The sequence below is a fragment of the Clostridium neonatale genome (genome assembly GCF_900465025.1).
GTDB lineage: Bacteria > Bacillota > Clostridia > Clostridiales > Clostridiaceae > Clostridium > Clostridium neonatale.
In genome coordinates this window covers 1,329,622-1,349,817 of record NZ_UICR01000001.1, presented here as the reverse complement: position 1 = coordinate 1,349,817, position 20,196 = coordinate 1,329,622, and the positions used below count along the sequence as shown (strand labels likewise).

At 28.4% G+C, this 20,196-nt stretch carries 17 protein-coding genes and 1 other annotated feature; of the genes, 5 read left to right on the top strand and 12 right to left on the bottom strand.

Going from position 1 to position 20,196, the window contains the following annotated elements:
- Nucleotides 1-32: 32 nt before the first annotated feature.
- The 4 genes from CNEONATNEC86_RS06065 to CNEONATNEC86_RS06050 all read right to left on the bottom strand — a co-directional run bounded on the left by CNEONATNEC86_RS06065 (nt 33) and on the right by CNEONATNEC86_RS06050 (nt 4,586).
- Nucleotides 33-1,046, bottom strand: coding sequence for a LacI family DNA-binding transcriptional regulator (locus tag CNEONATNEC86_RS06065; protein WP_125148304.1), 1,014 nt, complete (start codon nt 1,044-1,046; stop codon nt 33-35).
- Between the two features lie 268 nt (nt 1,047-1,314).
- Nucleotides 1,315-2,403: a BMP family lipoprotein gene (locus CNEONATNEC86_RS06060; RefSeq protein ID WP_159115852.1), complete on the bottom strand. Its 1,089-nt coding sequence runs from the start codon at nt 2,401-2,403 to the stop codon at nt 1,315-1,317.
- 77 nt (nt 2,404-2,480) lie between these two features.
- Entirely contained in the window at nt 2,481-3,569 is a 1,089-nt protein-coding gene (locus CNEONATNEC86_RS06055) for a BMP family lipoprotein (RefSeq protein ID WP_159115851.1), read from the bottom strand.
- 291 nt (nt 3,570-3,860) lie between these two features.
- Nucleotides 3,861-4,586: a GntR family transcriptional regulator gene (locus CNEONATNEC86_RS06050; protein WP_058294379.1), complete on the bottom strand. Its 726-nt coding sequence runs from the start codon at nt 4,584-4,586 to the stop codon at nt 3,861-3,863.
- Between the two features lie 344 nt (nt 4,587-4,930).
- On the opposite strand from CNEONATNEC86_RS06050, the gene CNEONATNEC86_RS06045 reads away from it, so the two are divergent.
- Nucleotides 4,931-5,749 (top strand): Cof-type HAD-IIB family hydrolase, encoded by an 819-nt coding sequence (locus tag CNEONATNEC86_RS06045; protein WP_159135693.1) that lies wholly within the window; start codon nt 4,931-4,933, stop codon nt 5,747-5,749.
- A gap of 789 nt (nt 5,750-6,538) precedes the next feature.
- Here CNEONATNEC86_RS06045 and CNEONATNEC86_RS06040 read toward each other — a convergent pair.
- The 3 genes from CNEONATNEC86_RS06040 to CNEONATNEC86_RS06030 all read right to left on the bottom strand — a co-directional run bounded on the left by CNEONATNEC86_RS06040 (nt 6,539) and on the right by CNEONATNEC86_RS06030 (nt 9,341).
- Nucleotides 6,539-7,711, bottom strand: coding sequence for an aminotransferase class I/II-fold pyridoxal phosphate-dependent enzyme (locus tag CNEONATNEC86_RS06040; RefSeq protein ID WP_058294377.1), 1,173 nt, complete (start codon nt 7,709-7,711; stop codon nt 6,539-6,541).
- On the bottom strand, nt 7,708-8,187 hold the full coding sequence (locus CNEONATNEC86_RS06035) for an Lrp/AsnC family transcriptional regulator (protein ID WP_159115848.1): 480 nt from the start codon (nt 8,185-8,187) through the stop codon (nt 7,708-7,710). The genes CNEONATNEC86_RS06040 and CNEONATNEC86_RS06035 overlap by 4 nt, the downstream gene beginning before the upstream one ends.
- Before the next feature lie 54 nt (nt 8,188-8,241).
- Nucleotides 8,242-8,494, bottom strand: a binding site (T-box leader).
- 301 nt (nt 8,495-8,795) lie between these two features.
- Nucleotides 8,796-9,341 (bottom strand): late competence development ComFB family protein, encoded by a 546-nt coding sequence (locus CNEONATNEC86_RS06030; RefSeq protein ID WP_159135692.1) that lies wholly within the window; start codon nt 9,339-9,341, stop codon nt 8,796-8,798.
- Nucleotides 9,342-9,553: 212 nt separating this feature from the next.
- Here CNEONATNEC86_RS06030 and CNEONATNEC86_RS06025 point away from each other — a divergent pair, with 212 nt between their 5' ends.
- Nucleotides 9,554-11,533: a DUF342 domain-containing protein gene (locus CNEONATNEC86_RS06025; protein ID WP_159135691.1), complete on the top strand. Its 1,980-nt coding sequence runs from the start codon at nt 9,554-9,556 to the stop codon at nt 11,531-11,533.
- Nucleotides 11,534-11,591: 58 nt separating this feature from the next.
- Here the strand turns inward: CNEONATNEC86_RS06025 and clpA are convergent, their stop codons facing one another.
- The 5 genes from clpA to CNEONATNEC86_RS06000 form a co-directional block, all read right to left on the bottom strand.
- Nucleotides 11,592-13,853 carry an ATP-dependent Clp protease ATP-binding subunit ClpA gene (gene clpA / locus CNEONATNEC86_RS06020; RefSeq protein ID WP_058294373.1) on the bottom strand — a complete coding sequence of 754 codons (2,262 nt, stop codon included), beginning with the start codon at nt 13,851-13,853 and terminating at the stop codon, nt 11,592-11,594.
- A 2-nt stretch (nt 13,854-13,855) separates the two neighbouring features.
- On the bottom strand, nt 13,856-14,161 hold the full coding sequence (locus CNEONATNEC86_RS06015; RefSeq protein ID WP_058294372.1) for an ATP-dependent Clp protease adaptor ClpS: 306 nt from the start codon (nt 14,159-14,161) through the stop codon (nt 13,856-13,858).
- Nucleotides 14,162-14,457: 296 nt separating this feature from the next.
- Entirely contained in the window at nt 14,458-15,795 is a 1,338-nt protein-coding gene (locus CNEONATNEC86_RS06010; RefSeq protein ID WP_159135690.1) for a CoA-disulfide reductase, read from the bottom strand.
- Nucleotides 15,796-16,256: 461 nt separating this feature from the next.
- Nucleotides 16,257-17,108 carry a transposase-like zinc-binding domain-containing protein gene (locus tag CNEONATNEC86_RS06005; protein ID WP_058294370.1) on the bottom strand — a complete coding sequence of 284 codons (852 nt, stop codon included), beginning with the start codon at nt 17,106-17,108 and terminating at the stop codon, nt 16,257-16,259.
- A gap of 346 nt (nt 17,109-17,454) precedes the next feature.
- Complete coding sequence (locus tag CNEONATNEC86_RS06000) at nt 17,455-17,832, bottom strand: RidA family protein (RefSeq protein WP_058294369.1); 378 nt, start codon at nt 17,830-17,832, stop codon at nt 17,455-17,457.
- A gap of 380 nt (nt 17,833-18,212) precedes the next feature.
- Here CNEONATNEC86_RS06000 and CNEONATNEC86_RS05995 point away from each other — a divergent pair, with 380 nt between their 5' ends.
- The 3 genes from CNEONATNEC86_RS05995 to CNEONATNEC86_RS05985 are packed head-to-tail and all read left to right on the top strand — an operon-like array spanning nt 18,213 to nt 20,139.
- Nucleotides 18,213-18,581, top strand: a complete 369-nt coding sequence (locus CNEONATNEC86_RS05995) for a GntR family transcriptional regulator (RefSeq protein WP_058294368.1) — start codon at nt 18,213-18,215, stop codon at nt 18,579-18,581.
- Nucleotides 18,582-18,583: 2 nt separating this feature from the next.
- The gene (locus CNEONATNEC86_RS05990) at nt 18,584-19,333 is read left to right on the top strand and encodes an ABC transporter ATP-binding protein (RefSeq protein WP_058294367.1); all 750 of its coding nucleotides are present in this window, start codon (nt 18,584-18,586) and stop codon (nt 19,331-19,333) included.
- Nucleotides 19,327-20,139, top strand: a complete 813-nt coding sequence (locus tag CNEONATNEC86_RS05985; RefSeq protein ID WP_159115844.1) for an ABC transporter permease — start codon at nt 19,327-19,329, stop codon at nt 20,137-20,139. The genes CNEONATNEC86_RS05990 and CNEONATNEC86_RS05985 overlap by 7 nt, the downstream gene beginning before the upstream one ends.
- Nucleotides 20,140-20,196: the final 57 nt, after the last annotated feature.

Genomic DNA, 20,196 nt, shown 5'->3' with positions numbered 1-20,196 from the left:
TTCTATTTTTTTACTAATTATATGTAATATATTTAACGCTTCTTTTCTGAGCCTTTTATGATTAATTTAGGTACTATAATTACCCTTCTTTTAAAATTTTTATCAGAATCATTAAAAATATCGCAAAGCAAATTCATCGAATTTCTTCCAAGTTCCATAGGGCATTCATCAATATATGTTATTCTAATACCAAGAACATCTAAAAGATCTACCTTATCAAAGGCCACTATTGCTAAATCTTTAGGTATATTTTTATTATTTTCTTTTAATGCTTTAATAGCTCCCATTGTCATTCTATTACTTGATGTAATTAATGCAGTTGGCTTGTCTTTACTATCTAGAAGCTTCTTAGTTAGTTCATATGCTTTTTCCATACTAAACTGCCCATCTAGTATATATTTATCATTTATTTCTATATTTGCTTCTTTTAATGCTTTTTTATATCCTACTACTCTTTCAGCTGCAGGCTCTGAACTCAATATTCCTGTCATGATTCCTATTTTCGTATGTCCTTCGCTAATAAGAAGGTTTGTAGCATTAAATCCACCTAATACATTATCAACAAATATTCCACTTAATTCTTTAAATTTTAAATCTGCTGAAACCAAAACAATTGGAATATTAAGATTATTTATAGTTTCTATGTATTCTTTGTTATTTTCTTCACCAAAGCCAGGAGTCATTATTATTCCTTTTATTCTTTGCTCCTTAAGTACATTTAAAGCTCGTACTTCTTTTTCTAAATAGTTATCTGTATTAAACAATATAATGTTTAAGTTATTTGCTTCTGCGACTTCACTAATTCCTTTTATTACTTCCCCAAAGTAACTATTTGTTATATCCGGTACAATAACACCGATTGTATTAGTCTCATTTTTAGACAAGCTCCGCGCTATTGCACTAGGAGTAAAATTCATCTCTTTTATTGCAGCTTCTATTTTCTCTCTCGTAGATTGTTTAACATATCCAGAATCATTTAAAACCCTAGAAACTGTAGCAGATGAAACGCCTGCCTTCTTTGCAATATCGCTTATTGTTACCGCCATTTTAATTCACCCCAGTATTTTTATTGTGACATTTTAACATTATATAATTGTAATTTTCTCCCACAGATACATAGAATTTATCATAAGTGGTAGCGCTTTCATATTTAATAATAATATATCTACGTATTACATGTCAATTAAGAATATTATATTTTTTTATAATATTCTTAATATTATTATATAATTCATTTTTTTATCCATTATTCTTTTATTAATTATTAAATTTAAGGATACTAAAATAATTTTAGTATCCTTATTTATATTATAACTATTTAATTAAATTCCCTTTTTCACTTGATACAGTAATATTTCCTGCTTTAAGTTCTGCATATAACTTTTCAACATCAGCCATTGTATCTGAACTTAAATTTGGATTTTCTTTAGGAATACCAACCCCATCATTTTGTACATCGAAATTTAATACTTTACCACCTTGGAATTTGCCTTCTTTAAAGTCTTTAATCATATCATAAGTTGCAGTATCTATTCTTTTAATTGCCGAAGTTAATACTACTGACTTATTGCCTTCGTAAATACCATCTGCGTATTGATCGCTATCAACACCAATCATCCAAACTTTTTCTCCTGAAGAAACTCTATTTTTAGCTTCAGTTATAACACCATTTCCAACTGCACCACCTGCACAGAAAATAGCATCAACTCCTCTGTCATACATTTGCGCTGCTAATTGTTGACCAGCAGCTGAATCAGTAAAAGTTCCTTGGTATACTATATTTTCGGCTTTTAAAGATATTTTAGTTCCTAAGTTTTCATTAGCATAAGCTACACCTTGTTGGAATCCGTAGTTAAATCTTTGAACTGCTGGAATTTCCATACCACCAATAAAACCAAAGTCTCCTTCTTTAATCTCTACACTTGCTGCAACTGCTGCAACAAATCCTGCTTGTTCTTCAGCAAAGTATATAGCTACTGTATTTTCTCCTACTAAAGCTTCTCCTGCTTCACTTCTTGGTTCTCCATCAAGTATAACGAAGTTTGCATCTTTATATTTATCTTGTGCTTTATATACTGAACTTTCAAACTTGTATCCTGGAGTAACTATAAATTTATATCCTGCATCATAAAGATTTCCAATTTCTTTTAAGTAGTCAGCTTCTGTTTCCCCTGCTGGTTGAAGAAATTTTGCATCTGTTCCTAACTCTTCTTTACTTCTAGATATTCCTTCCCAAGAACCTTGATTAAATGATTTATCGTCAATTGTTCCTGAGTCTGTTACCATACCTACTTTTAATTTTTCACCATTTGCTGCATTATTTGAAGAAGTACCTCCACATCCTGCAAATAATCCTAATGATACTACTGAAACTGTTAATAACGATAATAATTTCTTTTTCATTTGTTACCTCCTATTTTGTGTATGGATAATATATGCCCATACCACAATAGCATTAATTTTTATATGTTAAATTTTAATTATCTAATTAAATTACCTTGTTCTGCTGAGACTGTGATATTACCTTGCTTAAGTTCATCATAAACTTTTTGTACAGAAGATATTGTTTCTGCACTTAGATTTGGATTTTCTGCTGGAAGCCCAACACTATCACTTGTAATATCAAAAGTTAATATCTTTCCTCCGTCAAATTTGCCTTCTTTAAACTCTTTAATCGTATTATAACTTGCAGTTTCTATCTTTTTTATTGCAGAAGTTAGGATTACTGATTTATTATCGCTATATATACCATCTGCGTATTGATCGCTATCAACACCTATAACCCAAGCTTCTTCTCCTTGTGAAGATCTTGTTTTAGCTTCTGTTATAACACCATTACCAACTCCACCAGCTGCACAGAATATAGCTTTAACACCTCTATCATACATATGAGCTGCTAATTGCTGACCAGCTGCTGAATCACTAAATGTTCCTTGGTATACTATATTTTCTGCTTTTAAAGACATATTAGTTCCTAAATTTTCATTAGCATATGCTACACCTTGTTGGAATCCCCAGTTAAATTTTTGAACGGCGCTACTTTCCATACCACCTATAAAACCAAGTTCTCCTTCTTTAAGCTCTACAGATGCTGCTACACCAACAAGAAATCCTGCTTGTTCTTCAGCAAAATATATTGCAATTGTATTATCAGCAACTGATGTATTTCCAGAGTCATCTCTTGGTTCACCATCAATTATAACAAAGTTAGCATCCTTATATTTATCTTGTGCTTTGTGCACTGCACTTTCAAATTTAAAACCTGGTAAAACTATGAATTTATATCCTGCATCATAAAGATTTCCTATTTCCTTTAAATAATCAGCTTCTGTTTCCCCTGCTGGTTGAAGATACTTAACATCAGTTCCTAATTCTTTCTGACTCTTAAGTATTCCTTCCCAACATCCTTGGTTAAATGATTTATCATCAATAGTACCTGAATCTGTTGACATACCTACTTTTAATACATCACCTTTAGATGACGTGCCAGGTGATGTGTTTCCACATCCTGCAAATAATCCTAATGATATTACTGAAACTGTTAATAAAGATAATAATTTCTTTTTCATTTGTTACCTCCTAAATTGGATATTTATAAATTTTAAAGCACAGATATATTTATCTATGATTAAAATTTTTTACAATTTCTTCTTCATTTGCTAAAACTATATGTGTATTTGTCCATTTACTATAAAAATTCCTTAGCTATAGTATTGTACTATTTTTATTAATTATGTATTATTTCGTAAATGCCCTTATAGAAAGCACTCACGCATATAATATATTATATTAATAATACTGTGTCAATAAATAAATAGCATATATTTTATATATGCTATTTAATATATTGTATATCAAATTTAATTAGTTAGTGTAACTCTATATTTATACTTATCGCCTCTGGCAATTGTAATAGTATATTCGATTATATTTTTATTTTCATAAGTTATCCTTTTAAATTTTAGTGCTGGACTTCCAACATCTACTCCTAAATAAACACTTTCCAGCTTACTTGTTAATACACTTTCTATACTCTCTTCAGCAGAAGTTATTTTTATGTTAAACTTTTTTTCAAAAGCTTCATATAGAGGAATCTCTTGTATTATTTTTTCATTTAATTCTTTAAACCTTTCATATGGCAAATATGTTATTTCATATATCATTGGTATTTCATCAGCAAGTCTTAATCTTACCATTTTAAATACAAGTTCCTTTTCTTCTATTTTTAATTTTTTACTAATTGAATAATCAGCTTCTTGTATTTCAAAATTTAATAATTTGGAAGTTGGGGTCTTTCCTGCTTTTTTCATGTCCTGAGTAAAAGAACTTACTTTTGTTAAATGCTGCTCCACAACTCTGCTTGCAACAAAATTTCCTTTGCCTTGGATTTTATATATGTATTTGTTTTTCTCTAATTCATCAAGTGCTTGCCTAACTGTTGTTCTGCTTACTCCATATTTTACACATATATCTCTTTCAGATTCCAACTGTTCATTTTCTTCCATATAATTGTCAATTTTATTTATTAATATATTCATTAACTGTACATATAAAGGAGTCTTAGATTCCTTATTTATTATACTCATCTTACCTTCCCTCTTTTCACAACTTATATCCATATATCAACCGTTCATTATATTTATTTTCAAATTATTTTTTATACTTTTTTAATTATAATTTAATATCAATGAGTAGTAAATAGAGCTTACTCAAATTTGCTCTCCTTCAATAATTATATACTCTACAAATGAAATTAGCCTTTAAATAAAACACTACGTTTTATTAATGATACAAATCACATTCTTTGTTAAATATAACTAATTCAGAAACTTTGAAGATTTTTCTTACAATTTATACTATTATTTAATCATGAGATTTATTTTAATATAACTATATCATAAATCTAAACTCATAACATCGGAGATAAAATATGTATAAATTAATAGCATGCGATTTAGATGAAACTTTACTTGGAGATAATTCAAAAGTCCCTAATAAAAATATAGAAGCAATAAAAAAAGCAAGTAAATTGGGTATTAAGTTTGTACCTGCTACTGGAAGAGGACATAGATCAATAAAACCAACTTTGAAAGAATTAAATTTATTAAATAAAGAAAATGAATACACTATTTCTTTTAATGGTGGAGCAATAGTGGAAAATAATAATTATAAAATTCTAAAATTTCATGGATTGAGCTTTGATTTAGCAGATGCATTATTGAAATCCGGGCTTGAAAATAATGTATGCATTCATGTATACACTGAAAATGATGTTTTTGTTTTTAATATTAATGATGATGAAAAAGACTATATTTCAAATAGACTTAAAGGTTTTATAATCAAAGAAGATACCTCAATAGATTTTTTAAAAGATACACCTATATCTAAAGTGCTGTTCCAAAATTTAGATAGAACTTACTTAAACAATATAGAAAATAAAATTCAACATATAACAAATGATAAAGTTACTGTTACTTATTCATCAAATAGATATATAGAATTCAACTCAATTGGAGTTAATAAAGGAATTGCTGTAATTGAGCTAGGCGAAATGCTTGGAATAAAAAAAGAAGAGATTATTGCTATTGGTGATAATTTTAATGATTTGTCCATGCTAAATGCTGCCGGGCTAAGTATTGCTGTTAATAATGCAGTTCCACCAATAAAGGAAATTGTTGACTACGTATGTGAATGTAACAATAACGAAGGAGCAGTTGCAGAAGCAATAGAAAAATTTATTTTTAATTAGTTTATCTAAGTATTTATGTGCTTAAATAAACTATACTTTCCATAACCCATAATCTCTCATAATTAATATATAAAATAAAGCATATAGTCTCTGCTCCCTGCATAGACTATATGCTTTATTCTTAAGCAGAGATCCCAAATCTTGTATTTGGTGTGAATTGCCGGCATTTACCACTTAGCGAGGTATGAGCTTATATCTATAGCCCTCATTTTTCTACAAGGAAAATACGTTCCTACTAATATGAGTAGGTGTTTCCTCTAAAAGAATTCATTCCAACCCTCACAAAATAAGCAAATTTGCAAGAATTTGTATTCCTAAATTCTTAAATTCTTAAATTCTTAAATTCTTAAATTCTTAAATTCTTAAATTCTTAAATTCTTAAATTCTGGCCATTTTTTCATTCTTCAAATATTTACGCAATACATTTCTGTGGCATATAATGCTTGGTAAGGTACTAGCCTAGCATTATAGCCCATCTCTATCGATGAAGATGTTTCCTTTATTTAAAATCTGTCACTTTTATACTTTTACCCATCATAATTTCTAACTATTCACTTTTTAAAAGAAACTCACTATTCACATCCGTTCATAGGAGTAAGTTCGATCATCCAAATATAAAATTTTGCTTCTCACTTAAATTCTAGGCATTTTATCTTGTATTAAAAATTTTTACAAGATAAATTTATTTTTTATTTTACATATAAATAAAAAGGAACTGAGCTATAATTGAACCGACCCCAAAAAGTCTAACTTTTCGGGTCACCTCAAATTCTCAATTCCTTTTTATAATTATTTATTTTTAATAGTCTTAATAAATCTTTCGATTCTCTTTAATGCTTCCATTATATTTTCCATTGATGAAGCATAGCAAGCTCTTATAAAACCTTCTCCGCAATCCCCAAAAGCATTACCTGGTACAACAAGAACTTTTTCTTGTCTTAATAGCTTTTCACAGAATTCATCAGACGACATTCCTAAAGATTGTATATTAGGGAATACATAAAATGCTCCAAGAGGTTCAAAACAATCTAATCCCATTTTTCTAAATCCATCAACTAGTACTCTTCTTCTTCTATTATATTCTTTTCTCATTTCTTCAACACTGTCATCGCCTTTTTTTAAAGCTTCAACCGCAGCAAATTGAGCAGTTGTTGGTGAACACATTATTGCATATTGATGTATCTTTTTCATTTGGGATATCAACGCTTTATGCCCACACAGATAACCTAATCTCCATCCAGTCATTGCATATGATTTAGAAAATCCATTTATAACTAGAGTTTTATCTTTTACTTCAGGGAATGATGCTATTGATACATGCTTCTCACCATAACAAAGCTCTGAATATATTTCATCAGAAATAATTATAACATCTTTGTCTTTTAGCACATTAACAATTCCTTGAAGTTCTTCTCTCGTCATTATTGCACCTGTAGGATTGTTAGGAAATGGAATTATAACTACTTTTGTTTTAGGAGTAATAGCTTTTTCTAAATCTTCTGGCATAAGTTTAAATTCATCGCTTTCCTTGAGTTCAAGTACTTTTGCAGTGGCACCAGTGAAGGCTGTACATCCTTTATAAGCAACAAAGCTTGGCTCAGGAACTATAACTTCATCACCAGGTCCAACTAAGGCTCTAAGAGCAATATCAATTCCTTCACTACCTCCAACAGTTACAATAACTTCATCATCAGGATTATAAACTAGATCAAATCTTCTTTTTAAATACTTGCATATTTCATTTCTTAATTCAATGAAACCTGCATTAGACGAATAATGGGTATGTCCTTGTTCTATAGAATAAATACCTGCTTCTCTTACATTCCATGGAGTAACAAAGTCCGGTTCTCCAACCCCAAGAGATATTACCCCTTCCATTTCATTTACTATGTCAAAGTACTTTCTTATTCCTGATGGAGGCATATTTTTAACATTATCTTTTATCATATTTTCTATTATCATATGAATATAGCCTCCCTATCATCAAGTTTCTTTTCTTTAAATATTGTTCCATGATCTTTATATTTCTTTAATACAAAGTGAGTTGCTGTACTAAGTACATATTCTTGAACTGCTAATTTTTCTGATACAAACATAGCAACTTCCTTCATTGTTTTTCCTTCAACAATAACAGTTAAGTCAAATCCTCCAGACATTAAATAACATGCCTTAACTTGTGAGAACTTATATATTCTTTCTGCCACCTTATCAAATCCTTCTCCTCTTTGAGGTGTTATCTTAACTTCAATAAGAGCAGTTACAGTCTCACTTCCTGTGTTTTCCCAATTTATAAGAGTTGTATATCCTGCGATTATACTCTCTTCTTCATACTTTGTTATGGATTCTCTAACTTCCTCTACAGTCTTTCCACACATTACTGCTATTTGTTCATCAGTATATCTGCTATTCTTCTCTAAAATTTCTAAGATTTCTTCCATTAAAAATCACCCTTCCATTCTATAATTACAAATAAAAAAACCTCCATCCCCAAAACAAGGGACGAAAGCTATTCTCCGCGGTACCACCCTAATAAACAATAAATATTGTTCTCTTAGTTAGAATATCAATTAATATTCTCCTTCTATAACGTGAAGTCTACGTCATTACCTAATTAAGAAGTTATCTTATTTTTCAGTAATGAAATTCAAAGGCTGCTTCTATTATGATGCTTTACTAGATTCTCACCAACTTCTAGCTCTCTTCAAAGCATGATTATAATATACTCTTCCTTATCAACATTTTTAAATATCTTTGTTTTTTATAATTATAACCTCAATGATATGAGAAATACAATAGTTTTATAAACTTTTTTCATAATTAATGATAAATATTTTTCAGACATATACTATCTATAATAAAAAATACTTAAATAATTTTATAGCTGAACAAAACAAAAATCACCTACATAAATCTATTCTATGTTCAATTCTGGTATCTTAATAAAATAAATTCCTTTACGGAATCAGAAAATTTCAATAATATCTTAAATATAAATGGAACAGAAACTTTATAGCGTGGTTTCAATTTATCACTCATAATAATCTATTCATAATTTAAATCCTACATGAATATTATTATTTTTAACATACTCTATTGCTTTTTCTGTTTCTATAACTATATTAGTCTTATATTCTTCTCTTTTTAAATTAAGAATTATGGATCCTTCTTTTGAAACGTAATAACATGGCCTAATATTATTTAAAATAAATTTATATACTTCATTTATGCATTCATCACACTTACACATATCACTTTCTTCAATTATTTTAGGTACATATTCTTCTAAATAAATTTCTGCACAATTAGCTACACTTTCTATATGATCTTTATTATGGTTCGGATTGTTTTTTATTTTATCTATTGATATCTTTATTTGATCAATGATAGTATCTTTCACTATTTCAAACTTAGAATCCAATTCCTTACTATTAATGCCTTTTGTTGATATTATATAATTTGGTTTTAGCCTATTTAATGTTAATGCATAAATATCCTTTAAACATTTATCACAAGTACAGACATCACTTTTCGCAATTACTTCTGCCATGCATTTTTCTACCCAAATTTCCATGGTATTAATAACATGTAACATAAAATTCCCTTCTTTACACTATAGATTTTTATATTTCCATGATTTAATATAATTATATAATATTTCTATTGCTTTTTCATTTAAAAATAGATTTAATCCTATATATTTTTATAGATGTAAATAAATTTATATATTAAACAAATTTATAGTTTGATGATATAATTATAGTATAAAATCGTATTTCATCTTCATAAAAAGGGAGGTAAATAAAAATGGATTTATTATTTTATGGAAAAGATATAAATGATTGCTTAAATCAAGCTTCCAAAGAATTAAATATTCCTGTAGAAAATATTAAGTATAAAGTACTTAAAACTTCTGGTTTATTTAATCGAACAACAGAAATAAAAGTAACTTTAGATAAATTTAACACTGTTTCAGAGGAAATCACCAATCAAACCTTAAATGATAACGATAATTTTACATTAGATAATAATGCAAATGATAGCTTTGAATCTGGTATCAAAGTTGAAAATGGAGAAATTATTATAATTTCAGATCCTAATAATACTAATAACGAGAAGTTCACCATAAGAGCCTGTGATGGAATAAATTTAAAAATAAATGATGTTCTCTGTCAATCCAAAATTCCATACCCAGTTTACGAAAACGATATCTTAAGTTATACAGCTTCCACAGTTGAATCCCATAGAAAAATGGATATTAGAATTTCTGAAGATAAAATGAACGTATATTCAATCATTGAATACACTCCAGAATACACTTATTATCTTAAAGACACATCTTTATCTAAAAATTTAGTTTTAAGAGCAAGAAAAAGACCCGGATCATATCCTAAAAAATATACGCCAAATGAACTAAAAACTGCTTTATATAACTTAAAAGTACGTAATGGAATAATTGATGAAGTATTAAATGAAGTATGCGAGGGTACACTTGGTGCAGAAATCTTAGTTGCAAAAGGTACACCTCAAGTAAATGACAAAGAAGATGAAATTAAGATTTTATTTAAACAAGAAGAAAAAAATCATTTTGATGTTGATTCTAAAGAAAAAATTGATTATAGAAATCTAAATAATTTATCTAATGTAAAAAAAGGTGAAGTTCTTGCAGTTAAAATTCCTGGTGTCATCGGAAAAAATGGATCTGATGTTTTTGGGTCAGTTCTTCCCAAAAAAACTTCACGCAGTAAGCCATTCAAAGCCACAAAAGGATGCACTATCTCAGAAAATAAAATTATTGCTACTAAATCTGGACGACCTAGTGAACAAAATGGTGTTTTCATAGTTAATGATGTCTATTCTGTCAACGATGTTGATTTAAATACTGGTAACATTAACTTTGTTGGAGATGTTGAAGTCAATAATAGTATTAATGATGGAATGAAGGTTCATGCAAAAGGCCGCCTTTTAGTTAGAAAAAATATCACATCCGCAACTGCTTCCGCAAATGGTCCTATATCTATAATGGGAAGTGTAATAAATTCTAGTATATTAGCCGGTGGGTATGATGTTGAAAGAAAAATTTACTTAGAAAATCTAAATAAATATTATTCAGATTTAACTGGTCTAATTGATGCAATTGAACTTCTTCTTGAAAAATCACCTGAAAGAAATATTGGTGAACTAATAAATGTTCTTATGGATAAAAGGTTTAAAAATATAACAAAACTTTCTATGAGTGTTTTAACTTTTAATATTTCCGCAGGAATTCAAAAAAGTGAAATATTAGACTTTATAAGAAACAAACTTATGGGTTTAAACACTTTTAATATTAAATCAATTGATGAGCTTAAATATTTTAAAGAACTAATTGAAGAAGAAATAGAAATAACAAATGATTCTTTAGAGATTCCTATAGATGTAACTTTATCTTATTGTCAAAATAGTAATATAGTATCTACAGGTAGCATTTTCATCATTGGTAAAGGTCAATTTACTTCTAAAATTAAGGCTTTTGATACCATTGAATTTACTCAGGAAAAAGCTGTTGCTAGAGGTGGAGTATTAAATGCAAGAAAATGTATAAAATTAAAAACAGTTGGAAGTGATGCAGGTGTCTTTACTACATTAGAAGTTGAAAAAGATGGTATTATAACCGCTGACATAGCTTACAATAATACAGTTTTCTGTTTTGGTAATAAGAAAAAAACATTGGAAGTTTCCGGAAGAAACGTCAAAGCTTTTATGGACAAGGATGGCGAAATCATAATTGAAAATTTCGTTCTTTAACAATTAAAAGTGATGTGAAGATTTTATAACCCTACACATCACTTTATTTTTATCCAACTTAAATATTCAATACAAATTTATCATCAACTACATCAATACTGCATTTTCCACCGTCTTTTAATTTTCCAAACAAAATTTCATCAACTAGAATATTTTTTATTTGTCCATTAATAACTCTTGAAATTTCTCTTGCACCGAACTCATGAGATGTGCCAATTTTAGCTACACGTTCAATACATTTTTGTGAAAATTCAATTTCTATTTTCTTAGCCGCAAGTTTTATCTTAAAGTCATTCAACTGCTTAGTAGCAATATCAACAGCCATTTTATCATTAATATGATTAAACACTACAATTTTATCAAGTCTATTTCTAAATTCAGGAGTAAAATAGCGTTTAACTTCCTCCATAATAGCTTCTCCTTTAACTTCACGATTTCCAAAGCCAATAAGTTGCTTTCCTATATTTTTAGCTCCTGCGTTTGATGTCATTATTATGATAGTATTTTTAAAATCTGCTTTTCTGCCTTTATTATCAGTCAGTGTCGCATAATCCATAACTTGTAATAAAACGCTCACTATATCTTCATGTGCTTTTTCAACTTCATCCAAAAGCAATACACAATGCGGAGTCTTTCTTATTGTATCAGTTAAAAGTCCACCTTCCTCATACCCAACATATCCTGGAGGTGATCCTATAAGCTTAGCTGCTGCATGCTTTTCAGTATATTCACTCATATCGAAACGTACAAGTTCTATTCCTAAAGAAGATGCTAATGTTTTTGCTATTTCAGTCTTACCAACACCAGTTGGTCCAACAAAAAGCATTGAAGCTATTGGTTTTTCATCATCTGTAAGTCCTGCTCTAGACATCTTTATACATCTTACTATTTCTTCAATAGCTATATCTTGATTAAATATTCTTGTCTTTAAATTTTCTTCCAAATGTTCCAAACTATTGATCTCATTAGTCTCAACACTTTGCTTTGGAATACTACATACTTTTGATATTACACTCTCAATTATCTTTTCATCAACAGTTATTTTTTCATCAGTACTTTCAATAGTATTACGTGCGTAAGCTCCTGCTTCATCGATAATATCAATAGCTTTATCTGGTAAAAACTTATCCTTAATAAATTTATCACTTAATATAACTGAACTTTTAATAGCCTCATCTGTATATTCAACATTATGGTATTCTTCATAGCTAGTCCTTATTCCATTTAGTATTTCAATAGCTTCCTTAATTGATGGTTGCTTAACATCTATAGTCTGAAATCTTCTGCTTAAAGCTTTATCCTTTTCAAAATGCTTTTTATATTCATCAAATGTAGTGGCTCCAATGAATTTTATTTTTCCATCTGTAAGATATGGCTTAAGTAAATTTGATGCATCTAAAGCTCCACCATTTAATGCTCCAGCCCCAACAATACTATGAATTTCATCAATATATACAATTGGATTTTTAATTTTGCTTATTAAATCAAGTATCTTCTTAATTCTTTCTTCAAAATCTCCTCTATACTTTGTTCCAGCAATAACAGATCCAATATCTAAAGAAAATATCTTACTGTCTTTAAGTTTATCTGGAACATTTCCATCCACTATAAGCTTCGCAAGTCCAAGAGTAATAGCAGTTTTACCAACTCCAGATTCTCCTATATGGATTGGATTATTTTTATTTCTTCTACAAAGAATTTGAATTGTTCTATCTAGTATATCTTTTCTCCCTATAAGTGGATCTAAGTTTTCCTCTTTAGCTTTTTCTGTTAAATCAATAGTAAATTTATGAAGAAAAGCATCTTCTCTCTTTTTAGTTTTAGCTTCTTCACTAAGTTCTAACTCATCTCTATTATTATCATCAGAATTATCTTCTTTATCTTCTGAAATAAACTCATCCGTATCAGATCTATGGCAAAGTTTATATAATAATTCTCCTTTTATTATTCCTTCCTGTTGTAGATAATACAGCGCATAACTCTCTTCCAAATCAAAAAATGCCGCCATTATATGTTCTACATCAATAGCATCTCTCTGACTATATCTAACTTGTTCATTCGCTCTAAGTATAACCTTTTGAAAATCTATACTTTCTTGAGGTTCTCCAGTTTTTCTACTTATATATGTCTTTATATATGTTGCTAAGTTATATCTTAATCCACCTATATCTCCACCTAATTCTTCGATTGCATTCATAATAGTGTCATCAAATGTAGCTGCATACAGCAAATGTTCTGGTGTAATATATTCACTATTTCTCTCTTTTGCTTCTTCGTATGCTTTTACAAGTATATTGTTTACTTCACTTGTAACCTTCATAACTATACCTCCTCAACTGTAAGTTTGAAAGGAAAATCTTGTTCCTTTGCGAGTGACATTGCTGTAGTAGCTTTTGTAACAGCAATATCATAACTATATATTCCTGCTACCCCTATTCCTTTTTCATGTACATCAAGCATTATTTTTTCTGCTTCAACTATATTTTTATTAAATATTGACATAAGAACATGTATAACAAATTCCATAGTAGTATAATCATCATTATACATTATCACTTTATAATCTTTTGGCTTTTTTATTTTTATTTTCCCTTCGCTTTTTACCTTAGTAATAGTCCCTACACTCATCTATCTCTATTCCCTCCTGGGTAGTCTTATAGAACTCTATATTATATACTAATTTTCTATAAACTTTTCTTACTTTTAATATACAATAATTAGTTTAATTAATCAAAGTTATTATCAAGATTTCTAATTTATACAATTAATTATAACTCATTTCAAAAAAAGGATTCAAAATCCTGAATCCTCTCTCTCTAAATTATATAAGTTTATCTTTAGGTTAATAATATTTCTGATTTTCACATTAAATTTGTATATAATTACGATTATCTTCATTAGTTTTATTATATTCTAAATTTTAATTACTTAGATACATTTCCTGCTACATTAAGTGCATCCCAAGTTCTAGCAAATGGTGGTGCATAACATAAGTCAAGCATTCCAAGTTCTCTAGTTGTAAGTTTACCATAAATACATGCAGCAATTACATTGACTCTCTGCACTGCATCCTTGTATCCGGCAACCTGCCCGCCTAAAATCACTTTTGTATCTGCATCATAAATTAATTTTATATAAATTTTGTTTTGTCCTGGATAATAACTTGTTTGATTCATATCTGATATAAATGTAGTCTTGTAGTTTAATCCAAGCGCTTCTGCTTTACTTTCAGTTATACCAGTTCTTCCGGCTTCCATATCTAAAACCTTAATACAGCTTGATGATAAAGAACCTTGGAACGCAATATCATTTCCACCTATATTTTCACCTACTATACGTCCAAGTTTATTAGCCCCTGTTGCAAGTGGTACATAAGCATCTTCGTTTGTTACTATTTGCTTAATAGTTGCGCAATCTCCTGCTGCATAAACATCTTCAATTGATGTTCTTCCATATTCATCTACTATGATTGCTCCATTCTTAAGCATTTTAAGCTTATCACTTTTTATAAATCCAGTATTAGGTCTAACTCCAGTTGCTACAATTACTATGTCTGCTTCTATTTCTCTATTACTGCTTATAACCTTTTTAACTCTATTATCTTCACCTACGAGTTCTTTAACAGTTTCATTAAGATATAGGTTTACACCTTTACTTCTTAATTCCTCTTCTAATAAATCTGTTATTTCTTTATCAAATACATCTTTTAATATTCTATCTTCCAATTGGAAAACAGACACTTCTTTATTATTATGCTTAGCAGCTTCTACAGCTTCAAGTCCAATAAATCCTGCACCAATTATTGCGATTTTTTTGTTTTTCTCATCGCTTATAAGATGCTTTAACATCTTCCCATCGTCCATGCTTTTCAATGTATATACATTTTCAAGCTCTAAATTTTTTATTGGTGGAATTATGCTACTTGCACCTGTAGCAATCATAAGCTTATCATAGCTATCATCAAAAGTTTCATTACTTTTTATATCTTTAACAGTAACTTTTTTATTATCAAAATCTATATTTATTACTTCATGTTCAAGCTTAACATCTACTCCACTTTTAATAAATGCTTCTGGAGTTCTTGCAATCATGTTTTCTGAATCATTAAAAAAGTTTCCAACAAAGTAAGGTAATCCACATGCTCCAAAAGAAACTATTTTAGATTTTTCATACATTATTATTTCAGCATCTTTATGGATTCTTCTAAGTTTAGCTGCTGCACTTGTCCCTGCTGCAATACCTCCAATTATTATAACTTTCATTTGTTTTCCTCCTATATTTTTATATACATTATATGATATAAAGTATATTTATTTTTCTATTTATCTTTAGTAGTTTAAGTTTAAATTTAATATTTTATAATATAATTTATGGTTAAATCATAATTATTTTGATACGAGTTGTCAATATATCCTATCAGTTTACTCTTATTAATTTCAAATTTATAATTCAGAAAAAAGTGCGTTAGCACGAATATTTTATATTACAGCAATATGGTATATACTATATAAAATTCTTATAGTACAAAAAATATTCAACACTCATAAAGACATTCAGTAGAAATATAATCTGTTAATGCTATAAGCCTATGTTTTAAAATAATGTTGTTAACATTATTTTTTATATAATATATAAAACAATTCTTACATACTATCTAATTAAAATTTCATTTTAGAGCATTACATTTTTTAGATAAATAATGTATTAAATCAAGTTGTTGATCTCAATTTAATACATTATTAACAAAATAATTTTTAGATAAATCATATGTAAAATCAAGACTATTAAATTTCTTGTAAACATTAAAAATAATAAAATATGAAAGATATCCTTCTAAATATTTAGTCGCTACTCCTTTAAATCCACCTATCCATCTTTTCAAATTACCTCTAAATTTTTTTATACATTCTTCTCTATATGCATTTAAAGTTATTCCTTTATTGTGTTTCTTTGCAACATTCATCATATATCTGTCGTAGTCTGACACTATGTATGAATTTTCTTCTATTTTTGAATATACTAAATTTTTAAAACTATCTTCACTCCAATAATCCTTGCATATTGGAACTATAATCATTGAATCGTGTCGATCTCTTGCTGCTACAATCCATATATTTTTTCTTTCTGAGGTAGTAATATTTCTGCATCCTTTAAAATTTTCCTTTTCAATTGCTTTTGTTATAAAAACTTTCCCTTCTAATTTATCAGCCATTATCTCCTGAAGCATCCCATGCATAACTTTATGTCTCCATATGAACGCTGTTCTTATGTTTATTTCTAATATTTTTGAACATGCCCTTAAAGAAATCTTTTGAAGCATTAATTCCATAAATTCAATCCATTTTTCTGGGTCTTTTTTTGAATAACGCCATAAAGCTTTTGTAGTTTTAGAAAAAGTTTTTTCGCATTCTTTGCATTTATATCTCTGAATTCCTTTATATTTTCCAAACTTAATATAACTTTTTCCATTACAATTTGGACATTCTTTAATACATCTATTTTTATAGATATCATATTTCAAAAGATTTCCTGTATGTTTTCCCAATTTTTCAAAATTACTATCTTCTTGTACCATAATAATCTCCTATATCAAAATAAAACTATTATTTTGATACTTTCCACAAAACAGCATTTCTAAACATAACAACATTTTATTAAAACATATATATATGTTTAAGCAATAATATCAATAATGCTTATTCATTCTTCAAGTTATTGATTTTTATGTATCTGCATACTCAAAAATATTAGAATCGATAGTTTTGGAAATAGAAAGAGCTATTTGGAGTATTATTGTTGGTTGATTTTAAGAAAGAAAGTTTAAAAAACTAAGGTTATAAAGAAAAATTTTAAAATGAAGAATAAGTAAAAATTAAACACCCAAATCATATATTATTTGGGTGTTTTAGACTGTTAATTAATTAACCTTTATACGCTATAACTTCAACTTCACATAAAACATTTTTAGGAAGTTCTTTAACTGCAACGCAAGAACGTGCAGGCTTACTTATAAAATACTCTCCATATATTTCATTAAACTTTCCAAAGTCAGACATATTAGCAAGGAAGCAAGTAGTCTTAACTACATTTTCAAATTTTACATTATTTGCTTCTAATATCGCACTAATGTTTTTCATAACTTGAGTTGTTTGTTCTTCAATAGTTGTTCCAACAACCTCACCTGATTTTGGGCATAAAGCAATTTGTCCTGATGTAAATAATAAGTCTCCAACTGAAACTGCTTGTGAATATGGTCCTATAGCAGCTGGTGCTTTATCTGTATTTGTGATTTTTAACATAATAATTCCTCCCGATTTTTCATATTAATTGTTTAATAATAGTTAATTAAAATTTATCTTTTATCAACTTATATTATATTTTACAACTAAAATCGTAATAAAAAAAGTTATGAAAACAGAAATTTATACATCATTGCTTCATAACTTATCTCAATTATATCACAATTTCTTAATGCCATTCAACCAATTGTACGTCTTAAATATATGATAATTTAAGATATATGAACTACTAAAAACTTCATAGTATACTTCAATTTTATCTAGATGATTTAAATTTTATTGATAAGCACATAAAAATATATTGACATTTTTTTCTTGCCATTATATTATTGTATTAAGAACTTAGTACAATAATATAATAATACAAAAGGAGTGAGATTATGACATGGCAATTCACAGATGATAGACCAATATATTTGCAACTTATGGAACAGATTCAACTAAAAATAATATGTGGCCAATATAAAGTTGGAGAAAAACTTCCATCAGTTAGAGACTTAGCAAGTGAGGCTGCTGTCAATCCAAATACAATGCAAAAAGCTCTTTCAGAGCTTGAAAGAATCGGTTTGGTTTTTAGCCAGAGAACAAGTGGTAGATTTATTACGGAGGATAGTAATATGGTTGAAAATATGAGAAAAGATTTAGCAAGAGAGCAAATTGAAAAATTTTTAAATAACATGGAAAAGATAGGCTTTGGCAGAAAAGAAGCTATTGCGCTTATGGAAAATATTGCAAAGGAGATGAAATAATAATGAACACTAATAATTTAACTACTTCTCCTACTAATGATGAAATATTAAATGATAATCCTATACTTGAATGTAAAAACTTAGTTAAGACCTTTTCTAACAAACAAGCTTTGAAAGGAATAAACCTTTCAATAAAAAGAGGTAGAATTGTTGGTCTTCTTGGACCAAATGGTAGCGGGAAAAGTACATTAACCAAAATTGCTAATGGCCTTTTAACTCCTACAAGTGGTGAAATTTTAATAAATGGAATGCATCCTGGAATTGAAACTAAAAAGATGGTTTCATACTTGCCTGAAAGAACCTATTTAAATGATTGGATGAAAGTTTCTGATATCATAAGCTTCTTTAGAGATTTTTATGAAAATTTTAACTCTGAAAAAGCTTATGATATGCTAAAAAAGCTAAATATTAATCCTAATGATAAATTAAAAACTATGTCAAAGGGTACCAAAGAAAAGGTTCAGCTTATCCTAGTGATGAGCAGAGAAGCAAAACTTTATTTTCTAGATGAACCAATAGCCGGTGTTGATCCTGCTGCAAGAGATTATATATTAAACACAATATTAACTAACTATAATGAAGATGCTACTATTATAATAACTACTCATCTTATTTCAGATATAGAGCGAATACTAGATGATGTCATCTTCATTTCACACGGTGAGATAGCTCTTGAAAAGACTGTTGATGAAATTAGAGAAGATGAAGGAAAAAGTGTTGATTCTTTATTTAGGGAGGTGTTCAAATGTTAGGAAAGTTATTAAAATATGAATTTAAAGCAACAAGTAGAATATTATTACCCCTTTATGGTGCTCTTTTAATCTTTGCTTTTATCGTAAAAATATTTATTGGGACTAAATTAGATGGCGTAAACATGGACTTTCTTGGCGGAATACCTGCTGTAGTTAGCATATTTACCTATGGTGCTACAATGGCAGCCGTATTTATAGTAACAATATTTATAATAATACAGCGTTTTTATAAAAACTTACTTGGTGATGAAGGTTATTTAATGAATACACTTCCTGTTTCTACAACTTCAAATATATCTTCAAAACTTATTTCTGCTATAATTTGGAGTTTAGTTAGTATTTTTGTTGCTATATTATCAATAATAATCATGATGTATAACAGAGAAGCATTTAGTAACTTCTTTTCAATAATACCTGAAGCATTTTCTAAAGCTTACTCTGAATTTGGTGGATCGCTTATACTTGTAGGTATAGAATTCTTAGTAGCTGGTTTACTACAACTTGCTTTAAATATCACTTTAATATATACTTCAATTTCAATCGGACACTTATTGCCTAAAATGAAGATTCTTGGATCATTTGGTGCCTTCATAGTTTTAAATATAATTATGAATACAATTTTCTCATCAATTATGCTTTTAATTCCTAATAGTTTTAGTGAATATATGAGTTTAGTGTTCCAATCTAATATGACAGCACTTGTACATCTTATAGGCTTAGGAGCTGCCTTTATAAATGCTCTTTGGTTTACTATATTCTTCTTAATCACTAGATATATATTGAAAAATAAACTTAATTTAGAATAACAGTAAAAATATATAAAGTATTTAACAAAATATCGATAATTAAATATGTAATATTTT